The following is a 22,826-nucleotide window of genomic DNA, read 5'->3' as shown; positions in this document are numbered from 1 at the left end:
CCTCTGCTGCCGCCGATGCGAGTTGCCCGCTGGTTGCGCCCCCTGCTCCTGCTGTGCGGGCTACTGCCCGCACTGGCCATACTGCCCGCCGCGGCCAAGGAGCGTATCTGGTGGCTGGTTCGAGACCTGCCGCCGTTCACCATTTTCGAAGGCCCGGAGAAAGGCCAGGGGGTGGTTGATCGCCTGCTGCCGCAGTTGATCGCGCAGATGCCCGAATACGATCACAGCATCGTCCGGGTCAACCGCGCGCGGGGTATCCAGATGCTTCAGGACGCCAGCAGCTTCACCTGCGACCCGACCCTGCTGTGGACGCAGGAACGTGCCGGATACGTGCATTTTTCCATGCCGTTACTGGGTGTAATGAGCGGCGGGCTGGTGGTCCGCAAGGAAGACGAGGCACTGCTTGCGCCGTTTCTCACAGGCCACGAAGTCGATTTGCAAGGGCTGTTGAACCAGACCTCGTTGAAGCTCGGTATCGTCGCCGAGCGCAGCTATGGCACGCAGATCGATGAGGTTTTGCGTCAGCTGCCAGACGCGTCGCTCAGCCGCCACTATGGCAACGATGCCACTGCCAACCAACTGCAGATGCAGCGACTGGGCCGTCTGCACATGGTGATGGGGTACTGGCCAGAGGTGCGTTACCTGATCCAGCAGCAAGGCGGGTTACTGGCGGATTACCACTTCCACCCTGTGCAAGGCGTGAACCCTTACCAGTTTCTGCATGTGGGTTGCTCGAACTCGCCACTGGGGCGCGAGGCCATTGCGCACATCGACCAGCTGCTGCCCACGCTGCGTCGGGACACGTTGCCGGGGCTGTATGCACGGTGGCTGGACCCGCAGTTGCAGAAGGACTACCTGGAGCAGAGCAAGCAGTTTTTCAAAGGCGAATAGGCCTTTGCCCATGCCGGCGTGAATCACGCAAAAAAAAGAAACCCCGGACGCTGGGGAGGACGCCCGGGGCCAATCGAAAGTCCTTGGAGACTTCCCGGAACAGCCTGCCAACACCGGAGCAAAGCGCTGGCTGGCTGCCCTTACTGTGTCTGAAAGCCGGGTCAGGCAAAGGTTCCCTGAGGTTGCTGACGCTGTTGCAACGCAGCAATGACACAAGGCTGCAATCGCCCTTCGGCAATCTGCAGATCACGGTGCAGACCATCCACCACGTCAATCAGCAGGCGCTGCTCCTGCAACTGGCGCAGGCTTACCGTGCGCTGCAGGGTGATGCCTGCAAGGCTGTCAAACACGGTCAATTGACGATTGCCATTGGCATCGGCGATGCCCAGGTGGGTTTGATAAGGGGTCAGGGCTTCGTTGAGCAGTCTGCAGATTCTTTCCATCCGGATCACTCGCTGCGTGGTGGGCTATAGAGAAACTGACCAACAAGCGCAGCCTAAAGTTCGAGACGCCGGCGCTGTTTCAGTGAGCATGCGGTGCAGACGTGACAGTTTGAGTACGCCTGCCCAGACACTGAAGCGCACGCTGCAGGTGCGTCATGGACAGCGGCCAGGGCAGCTCGGCAACCACCCAAAGCCCCCGTCGCTTGGCCTCCAGGGCAAGATTGTGCTGGTCGGGTGCTGCCTGCCCCACGAACATCAAGGCGCGCAACGCAGGCATGCCGGCGAGGCGTTTCAATACGGCATGCACTGCCTTTGTGGGCATCGCGTGGTCAAGTATCAGCAAGTCAGGGCAGCGGCCAGCGGACAGGCAGGCGCGCAGGTCGCCCGCGTCCTCGATGATGCGCACGTCGAATATGCCTTGGGCGTTGAAGGCCTGATGCAGAAGAATCTGGTGGGAAGGGCGTGCCTGGTGAATCAGCACGTAAGGCCTGGACATGAGCCGCTCCTGAAGGAAGGACCCACAAATCTAGGCAAGACGTCGAGCGGTTTAAATAGGAAAAGTCTGAAACAGCGCAAGGAGACAGCCGCAGAACGATGCTGCTGCGCGACCTATCGCCGGCTTGCCGGCGATAGGTTATGTGGCGGCCCTGGCGTTAAAGCGGCTTGCCGCGGTTACCGTGCTGGCTGACAAAGCCCTGAACGGCCTTCAGGTCATTGGCCAGCACCGTGCAGCGCTCTTCGCGGCTGAACAGGTCGACCAGGTGCGCAGGCAACTCCAGCGCCTTGCCCACACCGGCCTTCTCTACCGCTTCCGGGAACTTGACCGGGTGCGCAGTACCCAGCACCACCATTGGCGTGTCCAGGCTGCGGCGGCACTCACGGGCGGCCTTGACGCCGATCGCGGTATGCGGGTCGAGCACTTCACCGGTGCTGGCGAACACCTCGGCGATGGTCTCGCAGGTTTGCTCGTCACTGACGGCCAGCGAGTCGAACAGCTTGCGCGCCTCGGTCCAGCGGTCTTCGTCGACGCTGAAGCCGCCACCCTGCTTGAAGTTTGCCATCAGCTCGGCAATGGCAGCGCCATTGCGGCCATGCAGGTCGAACAGCAGGCGCTCGAAGTTGGACGACACCATGATGTCCATCGACGGCGACAAGGTCGCGTGCAGGGTTTCCTTGACGTACTGATTGCCGCTCATGAAGCGGTGCAGGATGTCGTTACGGTTGGTGGCCACCACCAGCTGGCTGATCGGCAGGCCCATGTTGCGCGCCAGGTAACCGGCGAAGATGTCGCCGAAGTTACCGGTAGGCACCGAGAACGCCACCGAGCGGGCTGGCCCGCCCAACTGCAGGGCTGCGTGGAAGTAGTAGACGATCTGGGCCATGATCCGCGCCCAGTTGATCGAGTTGACTGCCACCAGGCGGGTGCCCTTGAGGAACGACTGGTCGGCGAAGCTGGCCTTGACCATCTCCTGGCAGTCGTCGAAGTTGCCTTCGATGGCGATGTTGTGGATGTTGTCGCCGAAGATCGTGGTCATCTGCCGACGCTGTACTTCCGACACACGCTGGTGCGGGTGCAGGATGAAGATGTCGACGTTGTCGCAACGGCGGCAACCTTCGATGGCGGCAGAACCGGTATCACCGCTGGTGGCGCCAACGATCACCACACGCTCGCCGCGCTTGACCAGCACGTGGTCGAGCAGGCGGCCGAGCAACTGCAGGGCAAAGTCCTTGAAGGCCAGGGTCGGGCCGTGGAACAGCTCCATGACCCACTCGTTCGAATTCAACTGGCGCAGCGGCGCCACGGCGGCGTGAGCGAACGCGCCGTAGGTTTCTTCGAGGATCTTCTTGAAGTCGGCATCGGCGATGCTGCCGGCAACGAACGGGCGCATCACACGGAAGGCCAGTTCGTGGTAAGGCAGGCCAGCCCAGGAGGCGATCTCTTCCTGGGTGAAGCGTGGCAGGTTTTCAGGGACGTACAGGCCGCCGTCGCTGGCAAGGCCAGCCAGCAGCACATCTTCAAAATTCAGGGCCGGTGCCTGGCCGCGGGTGCTGATATAGCGCATGGTGCAAACCTTCGAGACTGGGGCCGGGGCCGCTGGCGCGGCCCGTCGGCACTCTTCGTTAATTAAGCTGTTCGACGCGGATGCGCACGACCTTGCCAACCACATCCTGCAGGGCTTCCAGAGCGACGATGGCGTCGTTGATGCCTTGCTCGACCACGCGGTGGGTCAGCAGGATCATCGGCACCAGGCCATCCTGTTCTTCGGCTTCCTTCTGCATGATCGATTCGATGTTGATGCCACGCTCCGACAGGATGCTGGCCACCTGGGCCAAAACACCGGGGTGATCCTTGGCCTGGATGCGCAGGTAGTAGGCACTTTCGCAGGCCTCGATCGGCAGGATCGGGTGCGACGACAACGAATCGGGCTGGAAGGCCAGGTGCGGCACGCGGTTTTCCGGGTCGGAGGTCATGGCGCGGACCACGTCGACCAGGTCGGCCACCACCGACGAAGCGGTCGGCTCCATACCGGCACCGGCGCCGTAGTACAGGGTCGAGCCAGCGGCGTCGCCGTTGACCATGACTGCGTTCATGACGCCATTGACGTTGGCGATAAGGCGGTCGCTCGGGATCAGCGTCGGGTGCACGCGCAGCTCGATACCTTCGGCCGTGCGGCGTGCCACACCCAGGTGCTTGATGCGATAGCCCAGGGCCTCGGCGTAGTTCACGTCAGCGGTGGTTAGCTGGGTGATGCCCTCGGTGTAGGCCTTGTCGAACTGCAGCGGGATACCAAAGGCAATGGAGGCCAGGATGGTCAGCTTGTGCGCAGCATCGATGCCTTCGACGTCGAAGGTCGGGTCGGCTTCGGCATAGCCCAGGGCCTGGGCTTCAGCCAGTACGTCCGGGAAGGCACGGCCCTTCTCGCGCATTTCGGTGAGGATGAAGTTGCCAGTGCCGTTGATGATGCCGGCCAGCCAGTTGATATGGTTGGCCGACAAGCCTTCACGGATGGCCTTGATCACCGGGATGCCGCCGGCAACCGCCGCTTCGAAGGCGACGATCACGCCCTTCTCGCGGGCCTTGGCGAAGATTTCGTTGCCGTGCACGGCGATCAGCGCCTTGTTGGCGGTGACCACGTGCTTGCCGTTTTCGATGGCCTTGAGTACCAGGTCACGGGCGATGGTATAGCCACCGATCAGCTCGATGACAATGTCGATCTCCGGGTTGCTCGCAACGTCGAACACATCAGCGGTAATGGGGGTACCGGTAATCTGGCAGTTCGGGTTCGGCGAGCGCATGGCGATCTGGGCCACTTCAATACCGCGCCCGGCACGGCGGGCAATCTCCTCGGCGTTGCGCTGAAGTACATTGAAGGTTCCGCCACCGACGGTCCCCAACCCACAGATGCCTACTTTGACCGGTTTCACTGTGAACTCCCCATTGAACGGCCGGCACCTGCGCCGACCGTGAAACATGCCGTCACCCCATGACGACGGCGTACTGAACTGATTACTTGGCTGCTTGCTGCTGGCCGGCCAGGGCCAACTTGGCCACTTGCGGCGCCGGCTGGTAGCCCGGGATCACCTGGCCGCTTTCAAGGACGATCGCCGGCGTGCCGTTGACGCCGATCGACTGGCCCAGCTGGAACTGTTTGCTGACCGGGTTGGCGCACTTGGCCGCCTTGATTTCCTTGCCATCGACCATCTTGTCCAGCGCCGCGCGGCGGTCGCTGGAACACCAGACTGCCTGCAACTGCTCGTCACCCGGCGAACCGAGGCCCTGACGCGGGAAGGCGACATAGCGCACTTCGATACCGCGACGGTTCAGCTCCGGCACTTCGGCGTGCAGCTTGTGGCAATACGGGCAGGTGGTATCGGTGAACACGGTGATGTGCGACTTGGTCTCGCCTTTGGCAGGATAAACCACCATCTCGGCGGCTGGAATGCCATTGATGAGCTTGGCGACACCTTGACGCTCGGTCTTCTCGGTCAGGTTGACCGGCTTGCCGTCCTGGATCTGGTACAGGTAGCCCTGCATGACGAACTGGCCGTCAGCGCTGGCGTACAGCACACGGCCGCCCTGCAGCTTGACTTCATACAGGCCGTTGAGCGGGCTGCTGGCAACGCTTTCTACGGGCACTTCCAGTTCGAGGTTCTGCAACGACTTGCGGATGGCCTGCTCGGCACCGGCATTGCTGTCGGTTGCCGCGGCAACGGCAAAGGTACTGGCCAGCGCCAACGCGGCGGCGGCGAAAATCTGGGTCAAACGCATGGGAACTCCTGAAGGCGGACAGGGGCCGGAGGGCGTCACCTGCAAAAAAACACGGTGACCGTGCGGCCCTTGGTGCAAACCGCTCAAGCCTACCACATCACACCACCGTTGAAGGGGTCTGCGGATACCGGCCGGCGGAACATGAAAATCATTCATCCACGCGGGTGATGCTGGGCGTGCAGCTGCTGCAAACGGGCCTTGGCCACGTGGGTGTAGATCTGCGTGGTCGACAGGTCGCTGTGGCCCAGCAGCATCTGCACCACGCGCAGGTCGGCACCGTGGTTGAGCAGATGGGTCGCGAAGGCATGGCGCAAGGTGTGGGGTGACAACGCCTTGTCGATACCGGCAACCCGTGCGTGGTGCTTGATTCGGTGCCAGAAGGTCTGGCGGGTCATCTGCTCGCCGCGCAGGCTGGGGAACAGCACATCACTGGGGCGGCCGTTCAACAGCTCGCTGCGGCCATCGCGCAGGTAGCGCTCCAGCCACACCACTGCCTCTTCACCCATCGGTACCAGCCGCTCCTTGCTGCCCTTGCCCATGACCCGCAATACGCCTTGGCGCAGGTTGACCTGGTCGAGGGTCAGGCTGACCAGTTCGGTAACCCGCAGGCCGCAGGCATACAGAACTTCGAGCATGGCGCGGTCGCGCTGGCCGATGGCTTCGCCGAGGTCCGGCGCTTGCAGCAGTGCTTCGACGTCGGCTTCGGACAAGGATTTCGGCAAAGGCCGGCCCAACTGCGGCATCTCCACCTGCAAGGTGGGGTCAATCGCCACCAGCTTTTCGCGCAGCAGGTAGCGAAAGAAGCCACGCAGGCCAGAGAGAAAGCGTGCGGTGGAGCGCGGTTTGTAGCCTTGGTCGAGGCGCCAGGCCAGGTGATCGAGGATCAGCTCGCGACCGGCGTCGGGCAAGGCCACGGTGTGTTCCTGGAGCCAGCCGTTGAACAGCGCCAGGTCGCTGCGATAGGAGACCCGGGTGTTGTCCGACAGGCCTTTTTCCAGCCACAGGGCATCAAGAAACTGGTCAATAAGGGGGTGGTCTAGGGCGGGCATGAAAACTCGGTGGCAAACGACGAAATGACGCTTAGTCTTTCATAACAGCGCCAGCATAGGGAGCCCGCATGAACGAACAGCAGATCCTTCTCAGCATCGGTGGCATCGGCGCCGCCGCCCTGGCCAGCCAGTGGCTCGCCTGGCGCCTGAAACTGCCGGCCATCCTCTTTCTGCTGCTGACCGGCATCACTGTCGGCCCGCTGCTCGGCTGGCTCGACCCGCAGGCGTTGTTCGGCCCGTTGCTGATGCCGCTGGTGTCCCTGGCCGTGGCGCTGATCCTGTTCGAGGGCAGCCTCACCCTGCACGTGTCGCAGTGGCGCGATATCGGCAGCGTGGTGCACCGCCTGGTCACCGTTGGCGCGCTGTCGACCTGGCTGGTGATCGCGCTGGCGACCCACTGGCTGCTGGGGTTCGACTGGCCGCTGGCGATCCTGTTCGGCACCTTGACCCTGGTCACCGGGCCGACAGTGATCGTGCCCATGCTGCGGGTAGTGCGGCCAAAGGCGACAATCGCCAATATCCTGCGCTGGGAAGGCATCGTCATCGACCCGATTGGCGCGCTGCTGGCCGTGGTGGTGTACAGCTTCATCATTGCCAGTGCCGATGGCAATGGCCTGATCCAGAGCCTGGGTACCTTTGCCGGGGTGATCTTCTGCGGCACTGCACTGGGCGCTGCCGGCGGCTGGTTGCTGGGCCGGGTCATGCGCGAACAGTGGCTGCCGGAGTACCTGCACAACCTGGCGTCGCTGGCAGCGGTGCTGGGCATCTTCATCGCCGCCAACCAGATCGTGCACGAATCAGGGCTGCTGGCGGTGACGCTGATGGGCATGTGGCTGGCCAACATGCGCGGGGTGGATGTGCGGCAGATCCTGCACTTCAAGGAGAACCTCAGCGTGCTGCTGATCTCCGGCCTGTTCATCTTGCTGGCCGCGCGCCTCGACCTGCACGCCTTGCTCGGGCTGGGCCCGGCGGTGCTGGCGCTGCTGCTGGTGATCCAGTTGCTGGCACGGCCGCTGAACGTCTTCGTGTCGACGCTGGGCTCCTCGCTGAACTGGCGCGAGCGGGCCTTGCTGGCCTGGATCGCCCCGCGCGGCATCGTCGCCGCCGCGGTATCGGCGATCTTCGCGATCCGCCTGCACGAGGCCGGCCATCAGGATGCGCTGTTGCTGGTGCCCCTGACCTTCGCCGTGATCATCGGCACCGTGGTGCTGCAGAGCGCCACGGCAAGGCCGCTGGCGCGCCTGCTCAAGGTCGCCGAGCCCGCCCCCAGCGGCTTTCTCATCGTCGGCGCCAACGGGCCTGCGCGCACCCTTGGCAAAGCCCTGCAGCAATTGGGTTGCCGTGTACTGCTGACCGATTCGAGCTGGGAAAACATCCGCGCCGCGCGCATGGACGGCTTGCCGACCTACTTTGGCAACCCCGCCTCGCAGCATGCCGATGCACACCTGGACCTGGTCGGCCTCGGCCACCTGTTGGGGCTGTCGCCGGCCGGCGAGATCAACGCCTTGGCCTGCGCCCGCTTTCGCCATGATTTCGGCCACAGCCGCCTGTTCGTACTCGCCAGCGGCCTGGAGAAACAGCGCAGTGACAAGCACCGGGCCAGCGAGGAGCACCGCGGCCACCTGCTCGGTTCAAGCGCGATGACCTACCAGCAACTGGCGAATCACTTGCACCGCGGCGCCGAGCTGTATAGCACCCACCTGACCGAGGGCTTCGACTGGGAAAATTATCAGGCACTGCATGGCGACCGCGCGCACCTGCTGTTCGCCCGTGACACCAATGGTTGGGTGCATGTAGCGAGCCCGGACAACCCACTCACGCCGCAGTCGGGCTGGACCTTGGTCGCCCTGGTCGAGCCGCTGCCGGTCGCCGACGCTGCAACCACGCCAGGTTGAGCGTCAGGCCTGGGGCAGCACCGGCACCGGCCGCTTGTCTTCGTCGATGGCGACAAAGCTGAACACACCATGGATCGCCCGTTCGCGGCCATCCAGGTACATGTTCTCGACGAACACATCCACTTGCACCTGCAAGCTGGTGTTGCCCACCTTGATCACCGTGCCCACCAGCTCGACGATCGAACCCGCCGGGATCGGGTGCTTGAAGTCGATGCGGTCGGTCGAAACCGTCACCAATGGCAAGCGGCAGAAGCGTGTGGCGGCGATGAACGACACTTCGTCCATCCAGGCCAGCGCGGTGCCGCCAAACAGGGTGTTGTGATGGTTGGTAGTGTTGGGGAATACCGCCTTGGTCACGCGGGTTACCGAAAGCTCGGTGCGGCGCTGGATTTCCTGGTCTCGGGTAGTCATGTCTGGTCACATCGCTTTCTTAAGTTTCAAAACGCAAAAAAGCAGCCCGAAGGCTGCTTTTTTTCTCGCTAGGCGGCCATGGCCACCGGGCAAACTGTACTCAGGACAGTTTTTCCTTGATGCGAGCGGCTTTGCCGGACAGGTCGCGCAGGTAGTACAGCTTGGCTTTACGCACGTCACCACGACGTTTCACGGCCAGGCTGTCGATTTGCGGGCTGTAGGTCTGGAAGGTACGCTCAACACCAACGCCGCTCGAGATCTTGCGCACGGTGAAGGCGCTGTTCAGACCACGGTTACGCTTGGCGATAACAACGCCTTCGAACGCCTGCAGACGGGAACGCTCACCTTCCTTCACTTTAACCTGGACGACAATGGTGTCGCCTGGTGCGAAGGTCGGGATTTCCTTGCTCATCTGCTCTGCTTCGAGCTGCTGGATGATTTTGTTAGTCATGCTGTGCTCCTAAGGTGGACAAACGTGATCCACCATCGATACGTTAACTATCGTTCCGCTCGCGGAGGTATTCCTCGAGCAGCTTTTTCTCTTCTCCAGAAAGTGAGCGACTTTCCAGAAGATCGGCGCGTCGTTCGAAGGTCCTACCAAGGGACTGCTTCATCCGCCATCGCCGGATATGTGCATGGTTGCCACTTAGCAACACGTCGGGTACACGCTGATCCGCATACACCTCAGGTCGGGTGTAGTGCGGGCAATCCAGCAAGCCATCGGTGAAGGAATCTTCCTCCGCCGAGCCTACATGCCCTAAAGCTCCGGGCAGCAGCCGCGTAACCGCATCGATCAGTACCATGGCCGGTAGCTCACCACCGGAAAGCACATAGTCACCAATCGACCACTCTTCATCGACATGAGCATCAATAAAACGCTCGTCAATGCCTTCATAACGGCCGGCGATCAGGATCAGAGATTCCTGTTCGGCCAAGCCTTTGACCGCTTGCTGATCCAGCTTGCGGCCTTGTGGCGAAAGGTAGATCACCTTTGCCGCTGCTCCGGTCGCTTGCCTGGCACTGGCCAGTGCATCTTCCAGAGGCTTGATCTTCATCACCATCCCCGGACCACCGCCAAAAGGCCGATCATCCACCGTGTGGTGGCGATCACTGGTGTAGTCCCGCGGATTCCAGCAAGTGACTTGCAACAAGCCCTGCTTCACCGCGCGGCTGGTAATGCCGTACTCCGTAATGGCCGAGAACATCTCGGGGAACAACGTGATGACTTCTACGCGAAGGTTACCCATCAGTTAGAAATCCGCGTCCCATTCGACCCGCATCACACCGGCTTCAAGGTCGACTGCCAGCACACATTGCGCCGTATAGGGCAACAAGCGCTCACGGTCATCCAGGCTGCCTGCGCAAGGCTTGACCACCACTACATCGTTCGCGCCGGTCTCCAACAGGTGATCAACCGTGCCGAACAGCTGTTCGTCCTGGTTGATGACTTTCAGACCGACCAACTGGTACCAGTAGTACTCGTCGTCCGTCAGGTTGGGCAAAAGGCTGCGCGAGATGCAAATCTCGTAACCGCTCAGAAGACGCGCTTCGTCACGATCGTCGAGCCCTTTGAGCTTGGCGACCAGCTCCTTTTTATTGGAACGGCCACTGACCAGCTCTACCTGCTTGACCGACCCTTCGCGCCGAAGCGTCCAGTTACGGTAATCCAACAGGTTTTCAATCGGATCGGTAAAGGAATACACCTTCACCTCGCCGCGAACGCCGTGAACCGAAAAAATCTTGCCAACGACGATGAGGTCGTCAGCCTTTTCTGGCGTCGCGTTCATACAGTTCAGGCAGCAGCCTTGGCAGCTTCCTTCAGCAGCTGAGCAACACGCTCAGACGGCTGTGCGCCGATGCTCAGCCAGTGAGCAACGCGGTCTTGTTTAACGGACAGACGAACTTCCTGACCACGAGCGATCGGGTTGAAGAAGCCAACCTGTTCGATGTGGGAGCCGTCACGCGGGTTACGCGAGTCGGTTACGGTCAGTTGGTAAAACGGGCGCTTTTTGGAGCCGCCACGGGCAAGACGAATGGTAAGCATTGAACATCGTTCCTGTAGTCGGTGCTGCAAATCATGATGCACAGCGGGCACACGGGTGCCCGAAAGGCCGCACATTCTCAAGGAATATCCGGACATTTGCAAATGCCTTTTTACTTCAAACAAAAAGGCCAGCCTGCTGATCTGCTATTTAGCCGCCTGCTCATGAGGCGACAGTGTTCCCGCCGAAGCGGGTTCCGGCCAGCGGCGGGCTTGCCGCCACTGGCCTGAATCGGTTTTACAGCTTGGGCATGCCGCCGCCAGGCATCATGCCGCCCAAGCCGCGCATCATCTTGGCCATGCCGCCCTTGGCAGAGAATTTCTTCATCATCTTCTGCATCTGCTTGTGCTGCTTGATCAGCCGGCCGACGTCCTGCACCTGGGTGCCGGAGCCGATGGCGATGCGGCGCTTGCGCGAACCGCTGAGCAGTTCAGGGTCACGGCGCTCGGCCGGGGTCATGGAGTTGATGATCGCTTCCATCTGCTTGAACTGCTTCTCGGCCGCGCCCTGGGCGTTGCCCATCTGCGACAGGTTGACCCCGCCAATGCTCGGCAGCTTGTCCATCAGGCCGCCCAGGCCGCCCATGTTCTTCATCTGCTGCAGCTGGTCGCGGAAGTCTTCGAGGTCGAAGCCCTTGCCCTTCTTCAGCTTCTTGGCGAGTTTGTCAGCCTTGGCCTTGTCGATGGTCTGCTCGGCCTGCTCGATCAGGCTGAGCACATCGCCCATGCCGAGGATGCGCGACGCGACGCGGTCGGGGTGGAACGGCTCGAGGGCCTCGGTCTTCTCACCCATACCGATGAACTTGATCGGCTTGCCGGTAATGGCCCGCACCGACAGTGCGGCACCGCCACGGGCATCACCGTCGACCTTGGTCAGCACCACGCCGGTCAGCGGCAGGGCTTCACCAAAGGCCTTGGCGGTATTGGCGGCGTCCTGGCCGGTCATGGCGTCGACCACGAACAAGGTCTCGACCGGCTTGACCGCGGCATGCAGCGCCTTGATCTCGTCCATCATGTCGGCGTCGATGTGCAGACGGCCGGCGGTGTCGACGATGACCACGTCGATGAACTTGAGCTTGGCTTCGCGAATCGCCGCTTCAGCGATGGCGACAGGCTTCTGGCTGATGTCGGACGGGAAGAAGGTCACGCCGATGTCGTTGGCCAGGGTTTCCAGCTGCTTGATCGCCGCCGGGCGATAGACGTCGGCCGACACCACCATCACGCTCTTCTTCTTGCGCTCCTTGAGGAAGCGCGCGAGCTTGCCGGCGGTGGTGGTCTTACCCGCACCCTGCAAGCCAGCCATCAGCACTACGGCCGGTGGTGCGGCGTTCAGCGCGAGGTCTTCGTTGGCCGCGCCCATCAGGCTTTCCAGCTCGGCCTGGACAATCTTCACGAAGGCCTGGCCCGGGGTCAGGCTGCGCGACACTTCGGTACCGACCGCACGCTCCTTGACGCTGTTGACGAAATCCTTGACCACCGGCAAGGCAACGTCGGCCTCGAGCAACGCCATGCGTACTTCGCGCAGCGTGTCCTTGATGTTGTCTTCAGTCAGCTTGGCCTTGCCGGTGACATGGCGCAGCGTCTGTGACAGGCGGTCGGTCAGGTTTTCGAACATGGTGATCCTTTCTGGCCCAGTAAAAGCCGAGGTTTGTCAGGCGCCGAGGGGGAAATGCACACCCCCAGGGCACAGCAAGGCGGCGATTATAGCGAAGTGTAACGGCGACGCACACCTTGGCTTCCGAGCGGCAAGCTCAAAGCTGCAAGCCACAAGGAAAAGCGCCCAGCCTGCACATCAGCCCTTGCTTGTAGCTTACGGCTTCCAGCTTGCAGCTCACTATGCCAAACTCCGTCTCTTTAAGGCTCGCCAACCAGGACTTATGTTCTCCTCACCCAGCCTCATCCCCAACCTGATCGCCGCCGGCCTTTATATAGCTGCGACCCTCTACCAGGGTTCGCACCTGGCCCAGGGCCGCAAGTCCGACAAACGGCTGCTGGGCTTGCTCGGTGCCCTTGCTGTGATCGCCCAGAGCGGCGCCCTGTTCTTCCAGCTGATCACCCCGCTGGGCCTGAGCCTCGACTTCTTCAGCGCCGCCAGCCTGATCGCCGTGGCGGTCATCACCCTGACCCTGCTGGCGTGCCTGCGCATCCCGGTGGAAAACCTGCTGGTGCTGCTGTTCCCGCTGGGTGCGGTCACGGCGCTATTGGCCCAGTTCGCGCCACCGGGCACCGTGCCGCTGATCAACGAAGAGCCCGGCATCCTCGCGCATATCCTGCTGTCGATCCTGGCCTACGGCCTGTTCACCATTGCCGTATTCCAGTCGCTGCTGCTGTTGCTGCAGGACCGCCAGTTGAAAAACAAACACCCGTCCGGGCTGATCCGCAACTTCCCGCCGCTGCAAACCATGGAAAGCCTGCTGTTCGGCTTCCTCTGGGCCGGCTGGTGTCTGCTCTCGCTGTCGCTGATTTCCGGCTGGCTGTTCCTCGACAACCTGTTCGCCCAGCACCTGGTGCACAAGACCTTGCTGGCCTGCGTCGCCTGGGTGGTGTTCAGTGTTCTGCTGTGGGGCCGCACCCGCCTGGGTTGGCGTGGCCACAAAGCGATCCGCTGGACGCTGGCCGGTTTCTGCCTGCTGATGCTGGCCTATTTCGGCAGCAAGCTGGTCCGCGAATTCATCTTGCATATCTGACGGCCGCCCATGGACACCCTGCCGTACGCCCCGCTATTCGGCACCCTGGCACTGTCGCTGCTGTGGTCGGCGCTGTTCAGCGCCGTGGATGCCGCACGCCTGCAACTCAATGGTTCGCTGCGCAATGGCGACGACGGGCAAGCCCCCCTGCCCGCCCAGGCACTAGTGCTGTGCGCCAGCCTGGGCAAGCTGCTGGTACTGGGCCTGGCCTGCCTGATCGGCCAGCGCTACAGCGGCGAACACGGTTTCTGGCTGGCCGGCCTGGGCGCCACCCTGGCTTTGCTGGTGTTTGCCGAGTTCCTGCCGCGGCGCCTGGCGCGGCGTAACCCACAGGCGTTCGTCAGCCTGGGTGCCAACCTGCTGAAGGTGCCGTTGGCTATCCTCCAGCCACTGGCCTGCCTGCTCGATGGTTGCGCCAAGCTGATCCTGCGCCCGTTCCGTGCGCAGCCTACGGCGGTGGCCCTGCACCCACAGCAAGATGACGACTTCGACGAAGACGAAGCGCACGAGCCAGTGCGCCACGGGCTGCTCGATGGTTTGCAGTCGCTGGACAAAGTCACCGTCAACGACATCCTGGTGCCGCGCAACGAAGTCGATGGTATCAATCTGGACGAGCCGATCGAACGCATCATCGAGCAGTTGATCGTCAGCCGGCACACCCGGCTGCCGGTCTATCACAACGATATCAACCAGGTTGAAGCGATCCTCAATACCAAGCTGATCAGCCACCTGCTGCCCAGGGCAGAGCTGACCCTGGAGAAGCTGCACGGCGCCTGCTACGAACCCTACTTCGTTCCGGAAAGCACACCCCTGCAGATGCAGTTGCTGAACTTCCACAAGCAGCAACGCCGCCTGGGCGTCGTGGTGGACGAATACGGCGAGGTGCTGGGCATCGTCACCCTGGAAGACATCCTCGAAGAAATCGTTGGCGAATTCGAAGACGAACAGGGGCTGGACAACCCGCACGTACACCCCCAGGCCGACGGCACCTTCGTCATCGAAGGCACCGCCTCGCTGCGCGAGATCAACCGCACCCTGGGCTGGCACCTGCCTTGCGATGGCGGGCCGAAAACCCTCAACGGGTTGGTCACCGAAGCGCTTGAAAGCATCCCGGAAAGTGCGGTTTGCCTGAAGATCGGCCGATATCGCCTGGAAATCCTCGAAACAGAGGACAATTGCGCCAGCAAGGTACTGGTGTGGACCGTGACCCGCTAGCTATACTCGGGTCACGCTTACCCAGCCCCGCCGTCCCGCCTGCTACCCGCACCCGGCGGCCCACGGCCAGTCCGCACCACTGACACGCCCTGCGGCCCTGCTTCAATACCCCGAACAGTACCCGCGCCCGCCCCTACCCCCCCTGGGCTATCGTCAGTCGAGCGAGCAAAAGAACAATACGCTTCGGCGTCCGTGCAACGGTGCCTGCCCATTGAGGCAGCACGCACCCTCGCGGATCAAGCCCGTGGCGCACGACCAGACTGTTAGGGACCTACTTAATGACCACCAGCAGCACCTATGCCCAAGCGCCTGCCGCGCCGGTCAACTCGCCCACGCGGGTGGCCACCGCCAGCTTCATTGGCACTGCCATCGAGTTCTACGACTTCTACGTTTACGCCACTGCCGCCGCGCTGGTGATCGGCCCGGTGTTCTTCCCCTCCGGGTCGGGCACCGCGCAGATGCTCGCGGCCTTTCTTACCTTCGGCATCGCCTTCCTCGCACGCCCGCTGGGTTCGGCATTGTTCGGCCACTTTGGCGACCGTATCGGCCGCAAATCGACCCTGGTGGCGTCGCTGCTGTTGATGGGCGTCTCCACCACCGCCATCGGCGTGCTGCCCGGCTATGACAGCATTGGCGTGTGGGCGCCGATCCTGCTTTGCCTGCTGCGCTTCGGCCAAGGCCTGGGCCTGGGTGGCGAATGGGGCGGCGCGGCGCTGCTGGCGACCGAAAACGCACCACCGGGCAAGCGCGCCTGGTTCGGCATGTTCCCGCAGCTGGGCCCTTCAATCGGCTTTTTGGCTGCCAACGGCTTGTTCCTGACTCTGGCCCTGGTGCTCAGTGACGAGCAATTCCGTGAATGGGGCTGGCGCATTCCGTTCCTGCTCAGCGCCGCCTTGGTACTGGTGGGCCTGTATGTGCGCCTCAAGCTCGAAGAGAGCCCGGTGTTCGCCAAAGCCATTGCCCAGCATGAGCGCGTGAAGATGCCGGTGGTCGACTTGTTCGCCAAGCACTGGGTGCCAACCCTGCTGGGTGCTGCGGCGATGGTGGTGTGCTACGCGCTGTTCTACATCTCGACGGTGTTCTCGCTCAGCTACGGCGTGTCCACGCTGGGTTACAGCCGTGAGACGTTCCTTGGCCTGCTGTGCTTTGCGGTGGTCTTCATGGCCCTGGCCACGCCACTGTCGGCCTGGCTCAGCGACCGCTACGGGCGCAAACCGGTACTGATCGTCGGCGGCCTGCTGGCGGTGGCTTCGGGCTTTACCATGGAACCGCTGCTGACCTCGGGCTCGACCACAGGTGTGGCGCTGTTCCTGGCCATCGAGCTGTTCCTGATGGGGGTGACCTTCGCGCCAATGGGGGCGTTGCTGCCCGAGCTGTTCCCGACCCACGTACGTTATACCGGCGCGTCGGCGGCGTATAACCTGGGTGGCATCGTGGGGGCTTCGGCGGCGCCGTTCTTTGCCCAGAAGCTGGTGAGCATGGGCGGCTTGAGCTGGGTGGGCGGGTATGTTTCGGTGGCGGCGGTGATCAGTCTGATTGCTGTGCTGTGCCTTAAAGAGACCCGGCATACCGAACTGTGAAGACGCTGGGGGCGCTTTGCGCCCCCAGCCATTTCAGATCAGAACTCGACCTTGACCGCCTGCGAAGCACGGGTCGCCTTGGCCCGCGCCGCTTCGATCGATTCGTCACGCGCCAGGCACACGCCCATACGGCGCTGGCCGTTGATTTCCGGCTTGCCGAACAGGCGAATGGCCGTATCCGGCTCGCTCAGCGCAGCACCAAGGTTGGCGAAGCTGGTCTGCTGCGATTGCCCCTGCGGCAGAATCACCGCCGACGCCGACGGCCCGAACTGGCGCACCACCGGGATCGGCAGGCCGAGAATGGCGCGGGCGTGCAAGGCGAACTGCGACAGGTCCTGGGAGATCAAGGTCACCAGGCCAGTGTCGTGCGGGCGCGGCGACACTTCGCTGAACCACACCTGGTCGCCTTTGACGAACAGCTCCACGCCGAACAGGCCACGCCCGCCCAGTGCATCGGTGACCGCCTTGGCCACTCGCTGCGACTCGGCAAGGGCCTTCGGGCTCATGGCTTGGGGCTGCCACGATTCCTGATAGTCACCTTTCTCCTGACGATGGCCGACAGGCTCGAGGAAGGTGGTGCCGCCGACATGACGCACGGTCAGCAGGGTAATTTCGTAATCGAAGTCGATGAAGCCCTCGATGATCACCCGGCCCTTGCCGGCACGCCCGCCTTCCTGGGCGTAGTCCCAGGACTGCTGCAGGTCGGCATCGCTGCGCAGCAGGCTCTGGCCCTTGCCCGATGAGCTCATCACCGGTTTGACCACGCACGGGTAGCCGACATCGGCCACGGCCTTGGCGTAGTCTTCGTAGGTATCGGCAAAGTGGTACGGCGAGGTCGGCAGGTCCAGCTCTTCGGCAGCCAGGCGCCGGATGCCTTCACGGTTCATGGTCAGCTGGGTGGCACGGGCGGTGGGCACCACGGTGAAGCCTTCGCTCTCCAGTTCGACCAGGGTCGCGGTGGCGATGGCTTCGATCTCGGGGACGATGTAGTGCGGTTTCTCGGCCTCGATCACCGCGCGCAGGGCGACGCCATCGAGCATGTTGACCACATGGCTGCGGTGCGCCACCTGCATGGCCGGCGCGTTGGCGTAGCGGTCCACGGCGATCACTTCGACGCCCAGGCGCTGCAGCTCGATCACCACTTCCTTGCCCAGCTCACCGCAGCCGCAGAGCAGTACACGGGTCGCGGTGGGCGACAATGGGGTTCCGATACGGGTCATTTCAGGTCCTCGAAGGCGTCCGGGGCTGCGCCAGGCTAAGCGCCGCCCGCTGAAAAAGGACCCGTATTCTACACCATCAACCGACCGCGGCAGCCCGCCGGGCGCGAAATGCCATGGCCAGCCACACGGCGGTGACACCGGCGAACTTCGAGGCCATGGCCGTGCCGATCACGGCAGGGGTCAGCGCGCCGATCATGCCGAAGAAAATGAAGGTATCGACCGGAATGCTCAACGCCGAGCTCAGCCACAGGCGGTCACGCAGGGGCCGACGGGTGATGCTGAACACCAGCCAGTCGATCAGCTCGGAAACGAAAAACGCCGTGGCGCTGGCCAGGGCGATGGCAGGCTCCGAGGTGATGTAGGACAACACCAGGGCCACCAGCATGGCGACCAGGGCGCCATGCCCGAAGCGGGTCTGCACCATGTCGCGCAGGATGAACACCAGGCCACCCCAGGCGGACCAGATGATGTCCAGGTGCGGGGCGCTGGAGAAGGCGTAGTTGATCAGCACTACGCTGCTGATATAGGCGATGAGATAGAACATGGCGGGTAATCTGTGGGCAAGCCGTACAGATTACCGCTGGCTGCTTCGCGGGTAAACCTGCGAGGCAGCCAGCGCCGAATCATTGCCCCATGATCAACCCAGCGGCCACCGCCCGCTCATGGCACAGTTTCAGTACGGCGCGACGCTCGGTGTTATCCATCCGCCCCCAGCGACCGATTTCGGCCACGGTACGCTGGCAGCCGGTGCAGATATCCTGCTCGTCCAGCGCGCAGATGCTGACGCAAGGCGAAGCGACCGGGCGCTCGACGGCAATGACCTCACTCATCGTCAGCTACCAGCTCGCGCGCATAGCGCTGGGCATTGTGCACATAGTGCGCGGCACCGGCCTCGATCATGCGCATCTGCTGCTCGCTCAGTTCACGCACCACCTTGCCCGGCGAGCCCATCACCAGCGAACCGTCAGGGATCTCCTTGCCCTCGGGGATGAGCGCATTGGCGCCGATGATGCAGTGCTTGCCGATGCGGGCTCCGTTGAGGATCACCGCATTGATGCCGACCAGGCTGTAATCGCCGACCGTGCAGCCATGCAGCATGGCGTTATGGCCAACCGTCACGCCCTTGCCCAGGGTCAGCGGCGAACCCATGTCGGTATGCATCACGGTGCCGTCCTGGACATTGCTGTCCTCGCCGATGTCGATCAGTTCGTTGTCACCGCGCAATACAGCGCCAAACCACACGCTGGCACGGGCCTGCAGGCGCACATTGCCGATCACGGTGGCGTTGGGCGCGATCCAGCTGGTGGGGTGGCTGTCGACCCGCAGGTCGCCCAGGCGATATTTCATGCTCGCTCCTCAGGATAAACGGCGGCGGTTTGTAGCAGACGGCGGGGTGGGCCCCGCTCAGATCTCGATGTAACGCTCCGGGGGTTGATGCAGGCTGATGCCGGCGTCATACAGCAGGTTGACCAGCTCGACGATCATGATCGCCGACAACCCCCAGATCTTGTATTCGCCGTAGCGGTAACTGGGCACATACCAACTGCGGCCCTGGTAATCGATACGGTGAGTATGGTCACGCGGGTCCTGGCGGAAGAATTCCAGCGGCACGGTGAATACTGCCGCGATCTCGGCATCGTTGGCGCGATACTCGACGAAATCGGGAATAAGCCCGACGAATGGCGTCACTTTCAGGCCGTGCAGCGAGATCAGCGGGCTGAGCGGGCCAATCACTTCCACCAGCCCAGGGGGCAGGCCGATTTCTTCTTCGGCTTCGCGCAGGGCGGTAAACACCAGGTCCGGGTCTTCAGGGTCGCGCCGGCCACCCGGGAAGGCGACTTCGCCACCGTGGGTCGACAAGCCCTTGGCGCGCAGGGTCAAGACCAGTTCGGGCGCTTCGCTGCGGGTAATGGGCAAGAGTACCGCCGCTTCGGGAAACCGTCGGTCGGTTTCCAGTGATGCGGGTTCATGGTTGCTCATTCGGCGAAGTAGCTCGTCCAGCATTGCGCACTCTCGTATCCAAGGCCTGTCTTGCATGATGCACCAAAGCCGAGAAGCACCCAAGCCCTGTGCGCTTGCGGCCGCCCGGCTGCCACGCCAAGATAGCCCTGTCATAAGGGAAGATAAGCATGAAATTCTGCAGCGCGTGCGGCCAGCCGGTCATTCAGCGGATACCCGAGGGCGATAGCCGCCTGCGGTATGTCTGCGAGTATTGCCAGACCATTCACTACCAGAACCCCAACATCGTGGCGGGGGTCCTGCCCACTTGGGGTAGCCAGGTGCTGCTGTGCCGGCGCGCCATCGAGCCACGCCGTGGCTACTGGACCTTACCGGCCGGGTTCATGGAGAACGGCGAGACCCTCGACCAGGCCGCCCGTCGTGAAACCGTCGAGGAAGCCTGCGCCCAGGTCGGGCCCATGAACCTGTACCAGCTGTTCGACCTGCCGCACATCAACCAGGTGCATGTATTCTTCCGCGCCGAACTGGCCGACCTGCGCTTCGATGTGGGTATCGAGAGCCTGGAAGTGCGGCTGTTCGAGGAGCATGAGATACCGTGGGACGCGCTGGCTTTCCGCACCGTCACACGCACACTAGAATGCTACTATCGCGACCGCATCGGGCAGCACTACCCCATAGGCCATGAGTACCTGCCACCGATGAATGTCACGTCCACCACCTAACGTCATCAGGGATACCGTTTCATGCGCTGGTTGCTCGCCCTTTTCTGCCTTTGCGTTACCTCGGTGTCCCAGGCGGCCTTCACCGAGACCATCGTGCGCAAGCCCCTGCCGGCAGCGCAAACATCGTCGCCCTCGCAGCAGGCCATGCAACCGCTGATCGACAAGGTGCTGGTGATCAAGTCCGAGCGCCGCCTGCAACTGATCAGCCGCGGCGAACCGCTCAAGACCTACCGCATTTCCCTGGGCAAGCAGCCCAAGGGCGCGAAGGAACGCGAAGGTGACCGCAAGACCCCCGAGGGCCTCTATTGGCTGGACTGGCGCAAGCAGAGCGACCGCTTCAACCTGGCCATGCACATCTCCTACCCCAACATCAAAGATGCCGCACGCGCCACCCGCGAAGGCGTGAGTGCCGGCAGCATGATCATGATCCACGGCACACCGGTCAATGATGACTACCCCGAGTGGTACTTCCACACACTGGACTGGACAGAAGGTTGCATCGCCATGCGCAACCACGACATGCAGGAAGTCTGGGAGCTGGTCAAGGACGGTACATTGATCGAGATTCGTCCCTGACACGTCCTGCATGCCGACTCATCCTGTAGGAGCTTTCGCACCCTAAACGAGAACCCGCCTGACAGCCGCTTAGGCAGGGTACTGCATCCAAGCCAATCACTTAATTCTTAGCATCCACGCAGACGAATACGAGATCCGTACGTCCTCTGCGGGGTGCTTGAATGCCGTACCGAATTCTCATCATTGCCTGCAGGCTGCTGGTCTGCTGCCTGACCGGGGTGATGACCAGCGCCCAGGCATTGGCCGACGACCTGGCCAGCCAACAGTTGCGCGATCAGCAGCAAACGCTGCGGCAACTGGAACAGCAACAACGCCTTGAGCGCTGGCAACGGGTGCCTGCTGCGCAAGGTAATCAGCACAGTCAGAGTGCACAGACTGGCGACAGCCACTGCTGGGCGGTGAGCGGCGTGCGCCTGGCCGGCCATCGACACGTGTCGGGGACAGCACTGGAGGCGACCGTGGTGCCGCTGATGCAACCTTGCATGGGCATCGCCGATATCAACCGCCTGCTCAAGGCGATTACCCAGCGCTATGTCCAGGCCGGCTACCCGACCAGCCGCCCCTACTTGCGCCAGCCCCCCGAAGATGACGCCCCGCTGGATATCGTCATCAGCGAAGGTTTTGTCGAGTCGATCGAGCTCGGCGCCGACCTGCCCCTTTCCTTGCGCGGTGCTTTTCCTGGCGTACTGGGGCAGCCGCTGTACCTCCCGGACCTGGAGCAAGGTCTCGACCAGCTTAACCGCCTGCGTGCCTACGACTTGAGTGCCGACTTGCTCCCCGGCGAACTGCAAGGCGGCACCCGCGTGCGCGTTCAGCCCCACAAAGTCGCCTCGCGCTGGCATCTGGACGGCCGCCTGGACAACCGCGGCAGTGAACTGACCGGCCGCCATCGCCTGAACCTCGGGGTCGGCCTGGACAGCCCGCTGGGCCTAAACGACGACCTGCGCCTGTGGCTGGCCAGCACCGTCTTCGATGCGCCGGGCACCAGCACGGGCATCACGGTGTACTACAGCATCCCCTACGGTCCGTGGACATTCGCCTTTAACGCCAGCCAACTGCGTTACAACGCCCCCATCCCGCACGGGCAACAGACCAGCAGTGGCCGCAGCCGCTTCCAGGGCGTGAGCGCCGAGCGCGTGCTGTGGCGCAATCAGCAGGGCATGCTCAGCGCCAGTACTCGGGTGGACCGCAAGCAGATGGTCAACCGCACCGGCGGCGTTGTCGTCGACTTGCAGAGCCCTACCCTCACCAGCGTCGAGGCCGGCCTGCAGTGGCTCTGGCTCGAGAATGGGCTGTGGAACGGGTATGTGGGGGTCGCCCACGGCCTCAAGGGGTTGTCCAAGGACAACCCGGCCATGCGCAGCAACGGGCTGCGCAGCGATTTCGTCAAATACCGCGCCACCTTTCTGCACCTTCGCCAAGGCGCAGCGCCTCAGCCCTGGCGCTGGCAAAGCGAACTCGGCCTGCAGTACAGCCCCGACCCACTGCCCGCCGTCGAACAACTGCTGGCCAGCGACGACTCGGCGGTACGCGGCTTCCGCCTGCACACCTACGCCGGCGCCACTGGCGCGGCCTGGCGCAACACCTTGAGCCGCCCGCTGAGCCCCGCCTGGGCGGCACCGTTGCAAGTGCGCCCCTACGTCGGCCTCGACCTTGGCTGGACCCAGCTCGCCAGCGACAGCCCCGTCCTGCGCCTGGCCGGTGCTGCGGCCGGCATCGAAGTGAGCCTGCCCGACAGTCGCCTGCGCCTCGATTATCAACGCGCCCTGTACACCAGCGACCGGCCCCGCACGCTTCTGGAGCCGGGCTTCTGGGTACTGGAGTGGCACCTGAACATCTGATTCACCCACAACAAAGAGAACGAGAA

At 62.9% G+C, this 22,826-nt stretch carries 25 protein-coding genes; 8 read left to right on the top strand and 17 right to left on the bottom strand.

Annotated features, from left to right (window positions below; genetic code table 11):
* The first annotated feature begins 15 nt into the window (after positions 1–15).
* Positions 16–891, top strand: coding sequence for a TIGR02285 family protein (locus HU770_RS01980; protein WP_186662958.1), 876 nt, complete (start codon positions 16–18; stop codon positions 889–891).
* A 161-nt stretch (positions 892–1,052) separates the two neighbouring features.
* Here the strand turns inward: HU770_RS01980 and HU770_RS01975 are convergent, their stop codons facing one another.
* From HU770_RS01975 to xerD, 6 genes are all read right to left on the bottom strand, one after another.
* Positions 1,053–1,334, bottom strand: coding sequence for a DUF3509 domain-containing protein (locus HU770_RS01975; protein WP_033700949.1), 282 nt, complete (start codon positions 1,332–1,334; stop codon positions 1,053–1,055).
* A 79-nt stretch (positions 1,335–1,413) separates the two neighbouring features.
* A complete protein-coding gene (locus HU770_RS01970) occupies positions 1,414–1,830 on the bottom strand; it encodes a histidine kinase (RefSeq protein ID WP_186662957.1) in 417 nt (138 codons plus the stop codon).
* Positions 1,831–1,987: 157 nt separating this feature from the next.
* A complete protein-coding gene (gene thrC, locus HU770_RS01965; RefSeq protein WP_033700952.1) occupies positions 1,988–3,397 on the bottom strand; it encodes a threonine synthase in 1,410 nt (469 codons plus the stop codon).
* A gap of 58 nt (positions 3,398–3,455) precedes the next feature.
* Complete coding sequence (locus HU770_RS01960) at positions 3,456–4,760, bottom strand: homoserine dehydrogenase (RefSeq protein ID WP_033700953.1); 1,305 nt, start codon at positions 4,758–4,760, stop codon at positions 3,456–3,458.
* Positions 4,761–4,842: 82 nt separating this feature from the next.
* Positions 4,843–5,604, bottom strand: a complete 762-nt coding sequence (locus HU770_RS01955; RefSeq protein WP_033700954.1) for a thioredoxin fold domain-containing protein — start codon at positions 5,602–5,604, stop codon at positions 4,843–4,845.
* Between the two features lie 152 nt (positions 5,605–5,756).
* Positions 5,757–6,653 (bottom strand): site-specific tyrosine recombinase XerD, encoded by an 897-nt coding sequence (gene xerD, locus HU770_RS01950; protein WP_186654342.1) that lies wholly within the window; start codon positions 6,651–6,653, stop codon positions 5,757–5,759.
* A 68-nt stretch (positions 6,654–6,721) separates the two neighbouring features.
* Here xerD and HU770_RS01945 point away from each other — a divergent pair, with 68 nt between their 5' ends.
* Complete coding sequence (locus HU770_RS01945) at positions 6,722–8,548, top strand: sodium:proton antiporter (RefSeq protein WP_186662956.1); 1,827 nt, start codon at positions 6,722–6,724, stop codon at positions 8,546–8,548.
* Positions 8,549–8,551: 3 nt separating this feature from the next.
* On the opposite strand, the gene HU770_RS01940 is transcribed toward HU770_RS01945, so the two are convergent.
* From HU770_RS01940 to ffh, 6 genes are all read right to left on the bottom strand, one after another.
* Entirely contained in the window at positions 8,552–8,959 is a 408-nt protein-coding gene (locus HU770_RS01940; RefSeq protein ID WP_009683444.1) for an acyl-CoA thioesterase, read from the bottom strand.
* 100 nt (positions 8,960–9,059) lie between these two features.
* The gene (rplS, locus tag HU770_RS01935) at positions 9,060–9,410 is read right to left on the bottom strand and encodes a 50S ribosomal protein L19 (protein WP_008094487.1); all 351 of its coding nucleotides are present in this window, start codon (positions 9,408–9,410) and stop codon (positions 9,060–9,062) included.
* A gap of 43 nt (positions 9,411–9,453) precedes the next feature.
* A complete protein-coding gene (gene trmD / locus HU770_RS01930; protein ID WP_033700958.1) occupies positions 9,454–10,206 on the bottom strand; it encodes a tRNA (guanosine(37)-N1)-methyltransferase TrmD in 753 nt (250 codons plus the stop codon).
* A gap of 3 nt (positions 10,207–10,209) precedes the next feature.
* Complete coding sequence (gene rimM / locus HU770_RS01925) at positions 10,210–10,746, bottom strand: ribosome maturation factor RimM (protein ID WP_033700959.1); 537 nt, start codon at positions 10,744–10,746, stop codon at positions 10,210–10,212.
* Between the two features lie 5 nt (positions 10,747–10,751).
* Positions 10,752–11,003, bottom strand: coding sequence for a 30S ribosomal protein S16 (gene rpsP / locus HU770_RS01920; protein WP_016501232.1), 252 nt, complete (start codon positions 11,001–11,003; stop codon positions 10,752–10,754).
* 235 nt (positions 11,004–11,238) lie between these two features.
* Positions 11,239–12,615, bottom strand: a complete 1,377-nt coding sequence (gene ffh / locus HU770_RS01915; RefSeq protein WP_033700960.1) for a signal recognition particle protein — start codon at positions 12,613–12,615, stop codon at positions 11,239–11,241.
* Between the two features lie 262 nt (positions 12,616–12,877).
* Between ffh and HU770_RS01910 the strand changes: the two genes are divergently transcribed.
* The 3 genes from HU770_RS01910 (at position 12,878) to HU770_RS01900 (ending at position 16,482) form a co-directional block, all read left to right on the top strand.
* Entirely contained in the window at positions 12,878–13,687 is an 810-nt protein-coding gene (locus HU770_RS01910; RefSeq protein ID WP_033700961.1) for an inner membrane protein YpjD, read from the top strand.
* A gap of 9 nt (positions 13,688–13,696) precedes the next feature.
* Entirely contained in the window at positions 13,697–14,902 is a 1,206-nt protein-coding gene (locus HU770_RS01905; RefSeq protein ID WP_186654336.1) for a transporter associated domain-containing protein, read from the top strand.
* A gap of 278 nt (positions 14,903–15,180) precedes the next feature.
* Entirely contained in the window at positions 15,181–16,482 is a 1,302-nt protein-coding gene (locus HU770_RS01900; RefSeq protein WP_186662955.1) for an MFS transporter, read from the top strand.
* Between the two features lie 38 nt (positions 16,483–16,520).
* Here HU770_RS01900 and purT read toward each other — a convergent pair whose 3' ends face one another.
* From purT to HU770_RS01875, 5 genes are all read right to left on the bottom strand, one after another.
* Positions 16,521–17,702 (bottom strand): formate-dependent phosphoribosylglycinamide formyltransferase, encoded by a 1,182-nt coding sequence (purT, locus tag HU770_RS01895; protein WP_047581517.1) that lies wholly within the window; start codon positions 17,700–17,702, stop codon positions 16,521–16,523.
* Positions 17,703–17,778: 76 nt separating this feature from the next.
* The gene (locus tag HU770_RS01890; protein WP_033700966.1) at positions 17,779–18,246 is read right to left on the bottom strand and encodes a VUT family protein; all 468 of its coding nucleotides are present in this window, start codon (positions 18,244–18,246) and stop codon (positions 17,779–17,781) included.
* Positions 18,247–18,325: 79 nt separating this feature from the next.
* On the bottom strand, positions 18,326–18,532 hold the full coding sequence (locus HU770_RS01885; RefSeq protein ID WP_033700967.1) for a DUF1289 domain-containing protein: 207 nt from the start codon (positions 18,530–18,532) through the stop codon (positions 18,326–18,328).
* A complete protein-coding gene (locus HU770_RS01880) occupies positions 18,525–19,049 on the bottom strand; it encodes a gamma carbonic anhydrase family protein (protein ID WP_033700968.1) in 525 nt (174 codons plus the stop codon). The genes HU770_RS01885 and HU770_RS01880 overlap by 8 nt, the downstream gene beginning before the upstream one ends.
* A gap of 57 nt (positions 19,050–19,106) precedes the next feature.
* On the bottom strand, positions 19,107–19,706 hold the full coding sequence (locus HU770_RS01875) for a CoA pyrophosphatase (RefSeq protein ID WP_033700969.1): 600 nt from the start codon (positions 19,704–19,706) through the stop codon (positions 19,107–19,109).
* 125 nt (positions 19,707–19,831) lie between these two features.
* Here HU770_RS01875 and HU770_RS01870 point away from each other — a divergent pair, with 125 nt between their 5' ends.
* The 3 genes from HU770_RS01870 to HU770_RS01860 all read left to right on the top strand — a co-directional run bounded on the left by HU770_RS01870 (position 19,832) and on the right by HU770_RS01860 (position 22,800).
* The gene (locus HU770_RS01870) at positions 19,832–20,383 is read left to right on the top strand and encodes an NUDIX hydrolase (RefSeq protein WP_033700970.1); all 552 of its coding nucleotides are present in this window, start codon (positions 19,832–19,834) and stop codon (positions 20,381–20,383) included.
* Between the two features lie 21 nt (positions 20,384–20,404).
* The gene (locus tag HU770_RS01865) at positions 20,405–20,959 is read left to right on the top strand and encodes a L,D-transpeptidase family protein (protein ID WP_033700971.1); all 555 of its coding nucleotides are present in this window, start codon (positions 20,405–20,407) and stop codon (positions 20,957–20,959) included.
* Positions 20,960–21,120: 161 nt separating this feature from the next.
* Complete coding sequence (locus HU770_RS01860) at positions 21,121–22,800, top strand: ShlB/FhaC/HecB family hemolysin secretion/activation protein (protein WP_186662954.1); 1,680 nt, start codon at positions 21,121–21,123, stop codon at positions 22,798–22,800.
* Positions 22,801–22,826 lie beyond the last annotated feature (26 nt).

The sequence above is a fragment of the Pseudomonas sp. SWRI68 genome (assembly GCF_014269165.1).
Classification (GTDB): Bacteria; Pseudomonadota; Gammaproteobacteria; order Pseudomonadales; family Pseudomonadaceae; genus Aquipseudomonas; species Aquipseudomonas capeferrum.
Note: the sequence above shows the minus strand (reverse complement) of the source record. Positions and strands in the feature narration are given on the sequence as shown.

Coding starts and splice junctions, on each gene's coding strand:
- HU770_RS01980 (WP_186662958.1), top strand. CDS start 16: ATGCGAGTTGCCCGCTGGTTGCGCCCCCTGCTCCTGCTGTGCGGGCTA.
- HU770_RS01975 (WP_033700949.1), bottom strand. CDS start 1,334: ATGGAAAGAATCTGCAGACTGCTCAACGAAGCCCTGACCCCTTATCAA.
- HU770_RS01970 (WP_186662957.1), bottom strand. CDS start 1,830: ATGTCCAGGCCTTACGTGCTGATTCACCAGGCACGCCCTTCCCACCAG.
- thrC (WP_033700952.1), bottom strand. CDS start 3,397: ATGCGCTATATCAGCACCCGCGGCCAGGCACCGGCCCTGAATTTTGAA.
- HU770_RS01955 (WP_033700954.1), bottom strand. CDS start 5,604: ATGCGTTTGACCCAGATTTTCGCCGCCGCCGCGTTGGCGCTGGCCAGT.
- xerD (WP_186654342.1), bottom strand. CDS start 6,653: ATGCCCGCCCTAGACCACCCCCTTATTGACCAGTTTCTTGATGCCCTG.
- HU770_RS01945 (WP_186662956.1), top strand. CDS start 6,722: ATGAACGAACAGCAGATCCTTCTCAGCATCGGTGGCATCGGCGCCGCC.
- HU770_RS01940 (WP_009683444.1), bottom strand. CDS start 8,959: ATGACTACCCGAGACCAGGAAATCCAGCGCCGCACCGAGCTTTCGGTA.
- rplS (WP_008094487.1), bottom strand. CDS start 9,410: ATGACTAACAAAATCATCCAGCAGCTCGAAGCAGAGCAGATGAGCAAG.
- trmD (WP_033700958.1), bottom strand. CDS start 10,206: ATGGGTAACCTTCGCGTAGAAGTCATCACGTTGTTCCCCGAGATGTTC.
- rimM (WP_033700959.1), bottom strand. CDS start 10,746: ATGAACGCGACGCCAGAAAAGGCTGACGACCTCATCGTCGTTGGCAAG.
- rpsP (WP_016501232.1), bottom strand. CDS start 11,003: ATGCTTACCATTCGTCTTGCCCGTGGCGGCTCCAAAAAGCGCCCGTTT.
- ffh (WP_033700960.1), bottom strand. CDS start 12,615: ATGTTCGAAAACCTGACCGACCGCCTGTCACAGACGCTGCGCCATGTC.
- HU770_RS01910 (WP_033700961.1), top strand. CDS start 12,878: ATGTTCTCCTCACCCAGCCTCATCCCCAACCTGATCGCCGCCGGCCTT.
- HU770_RS01905 (WP_186654336.1), top strand. CDS start 13,697: ATGGACACCCTGCCGTACGCCCCGCTATTCGGCACCCTGGCACTGTCG.
- HU770_RS01900 (WP_186662955.1), top strand. CDS start 15,181: ATGACCACCAGCAGCACCTATGCCCAAGCGCCTGCCGCGCCGGTCAAC.
- purT (WP_047581517.1), bottom strand. CDS start 17,702: ATGACCCGTATCGGAACCCCATTGTCGCCCACCGCGACCCGTGTACTG.
- HU770_RS01890 (WP_033700966.1), bottom strand. CDS start 18,246: ATGTTCTATCTCATCGCCTATATCAGCAGCGTAGTGCTGATCAACTAC.
- HU770_RS01885 (WP_033700967.1), bottom strand. CDS start 18,532: ATGAGTGAGGTCATTGCCGTCGAGCGCCCGGTCGCTTCGCCTTGCGTC.
- HU770_RS01880 (WP_033700968.1), bottom strand. CDS start 19,049: ATGAAATATCGCCTGGGCGACCTGCGGGTCGACAGCCACCCCACCAGC.
- HU770_RS01875 (WP_033700969.1), bottom strand. CDS start 19,706: ATGCTGGACGAGCTACTTCGCCGAATGAGCAACCATGAACCCGCATCA.
- HU770_RS01870 (WP_033700970.1), top strand. CDS start 19,832: ATGAAATTCTGCAGCGCGTGCGGCCAGCCGGTCATTCAGCGGATACCC.
- HU770_RS01865 (WP_033700971.1), top strand. CDS start 20,405: ATGCGCTGGTTGCTCGCCCTTTTCTGCCTTTGCGTTACCTCGGTGTCC.
- HU770_RS01860 (WP_186662954.1), top strand. CDS start 21,121: ATGCCGTACCGAATTCTCATCATTGCCTGCAGGCTGCTGGTCTGCTGC.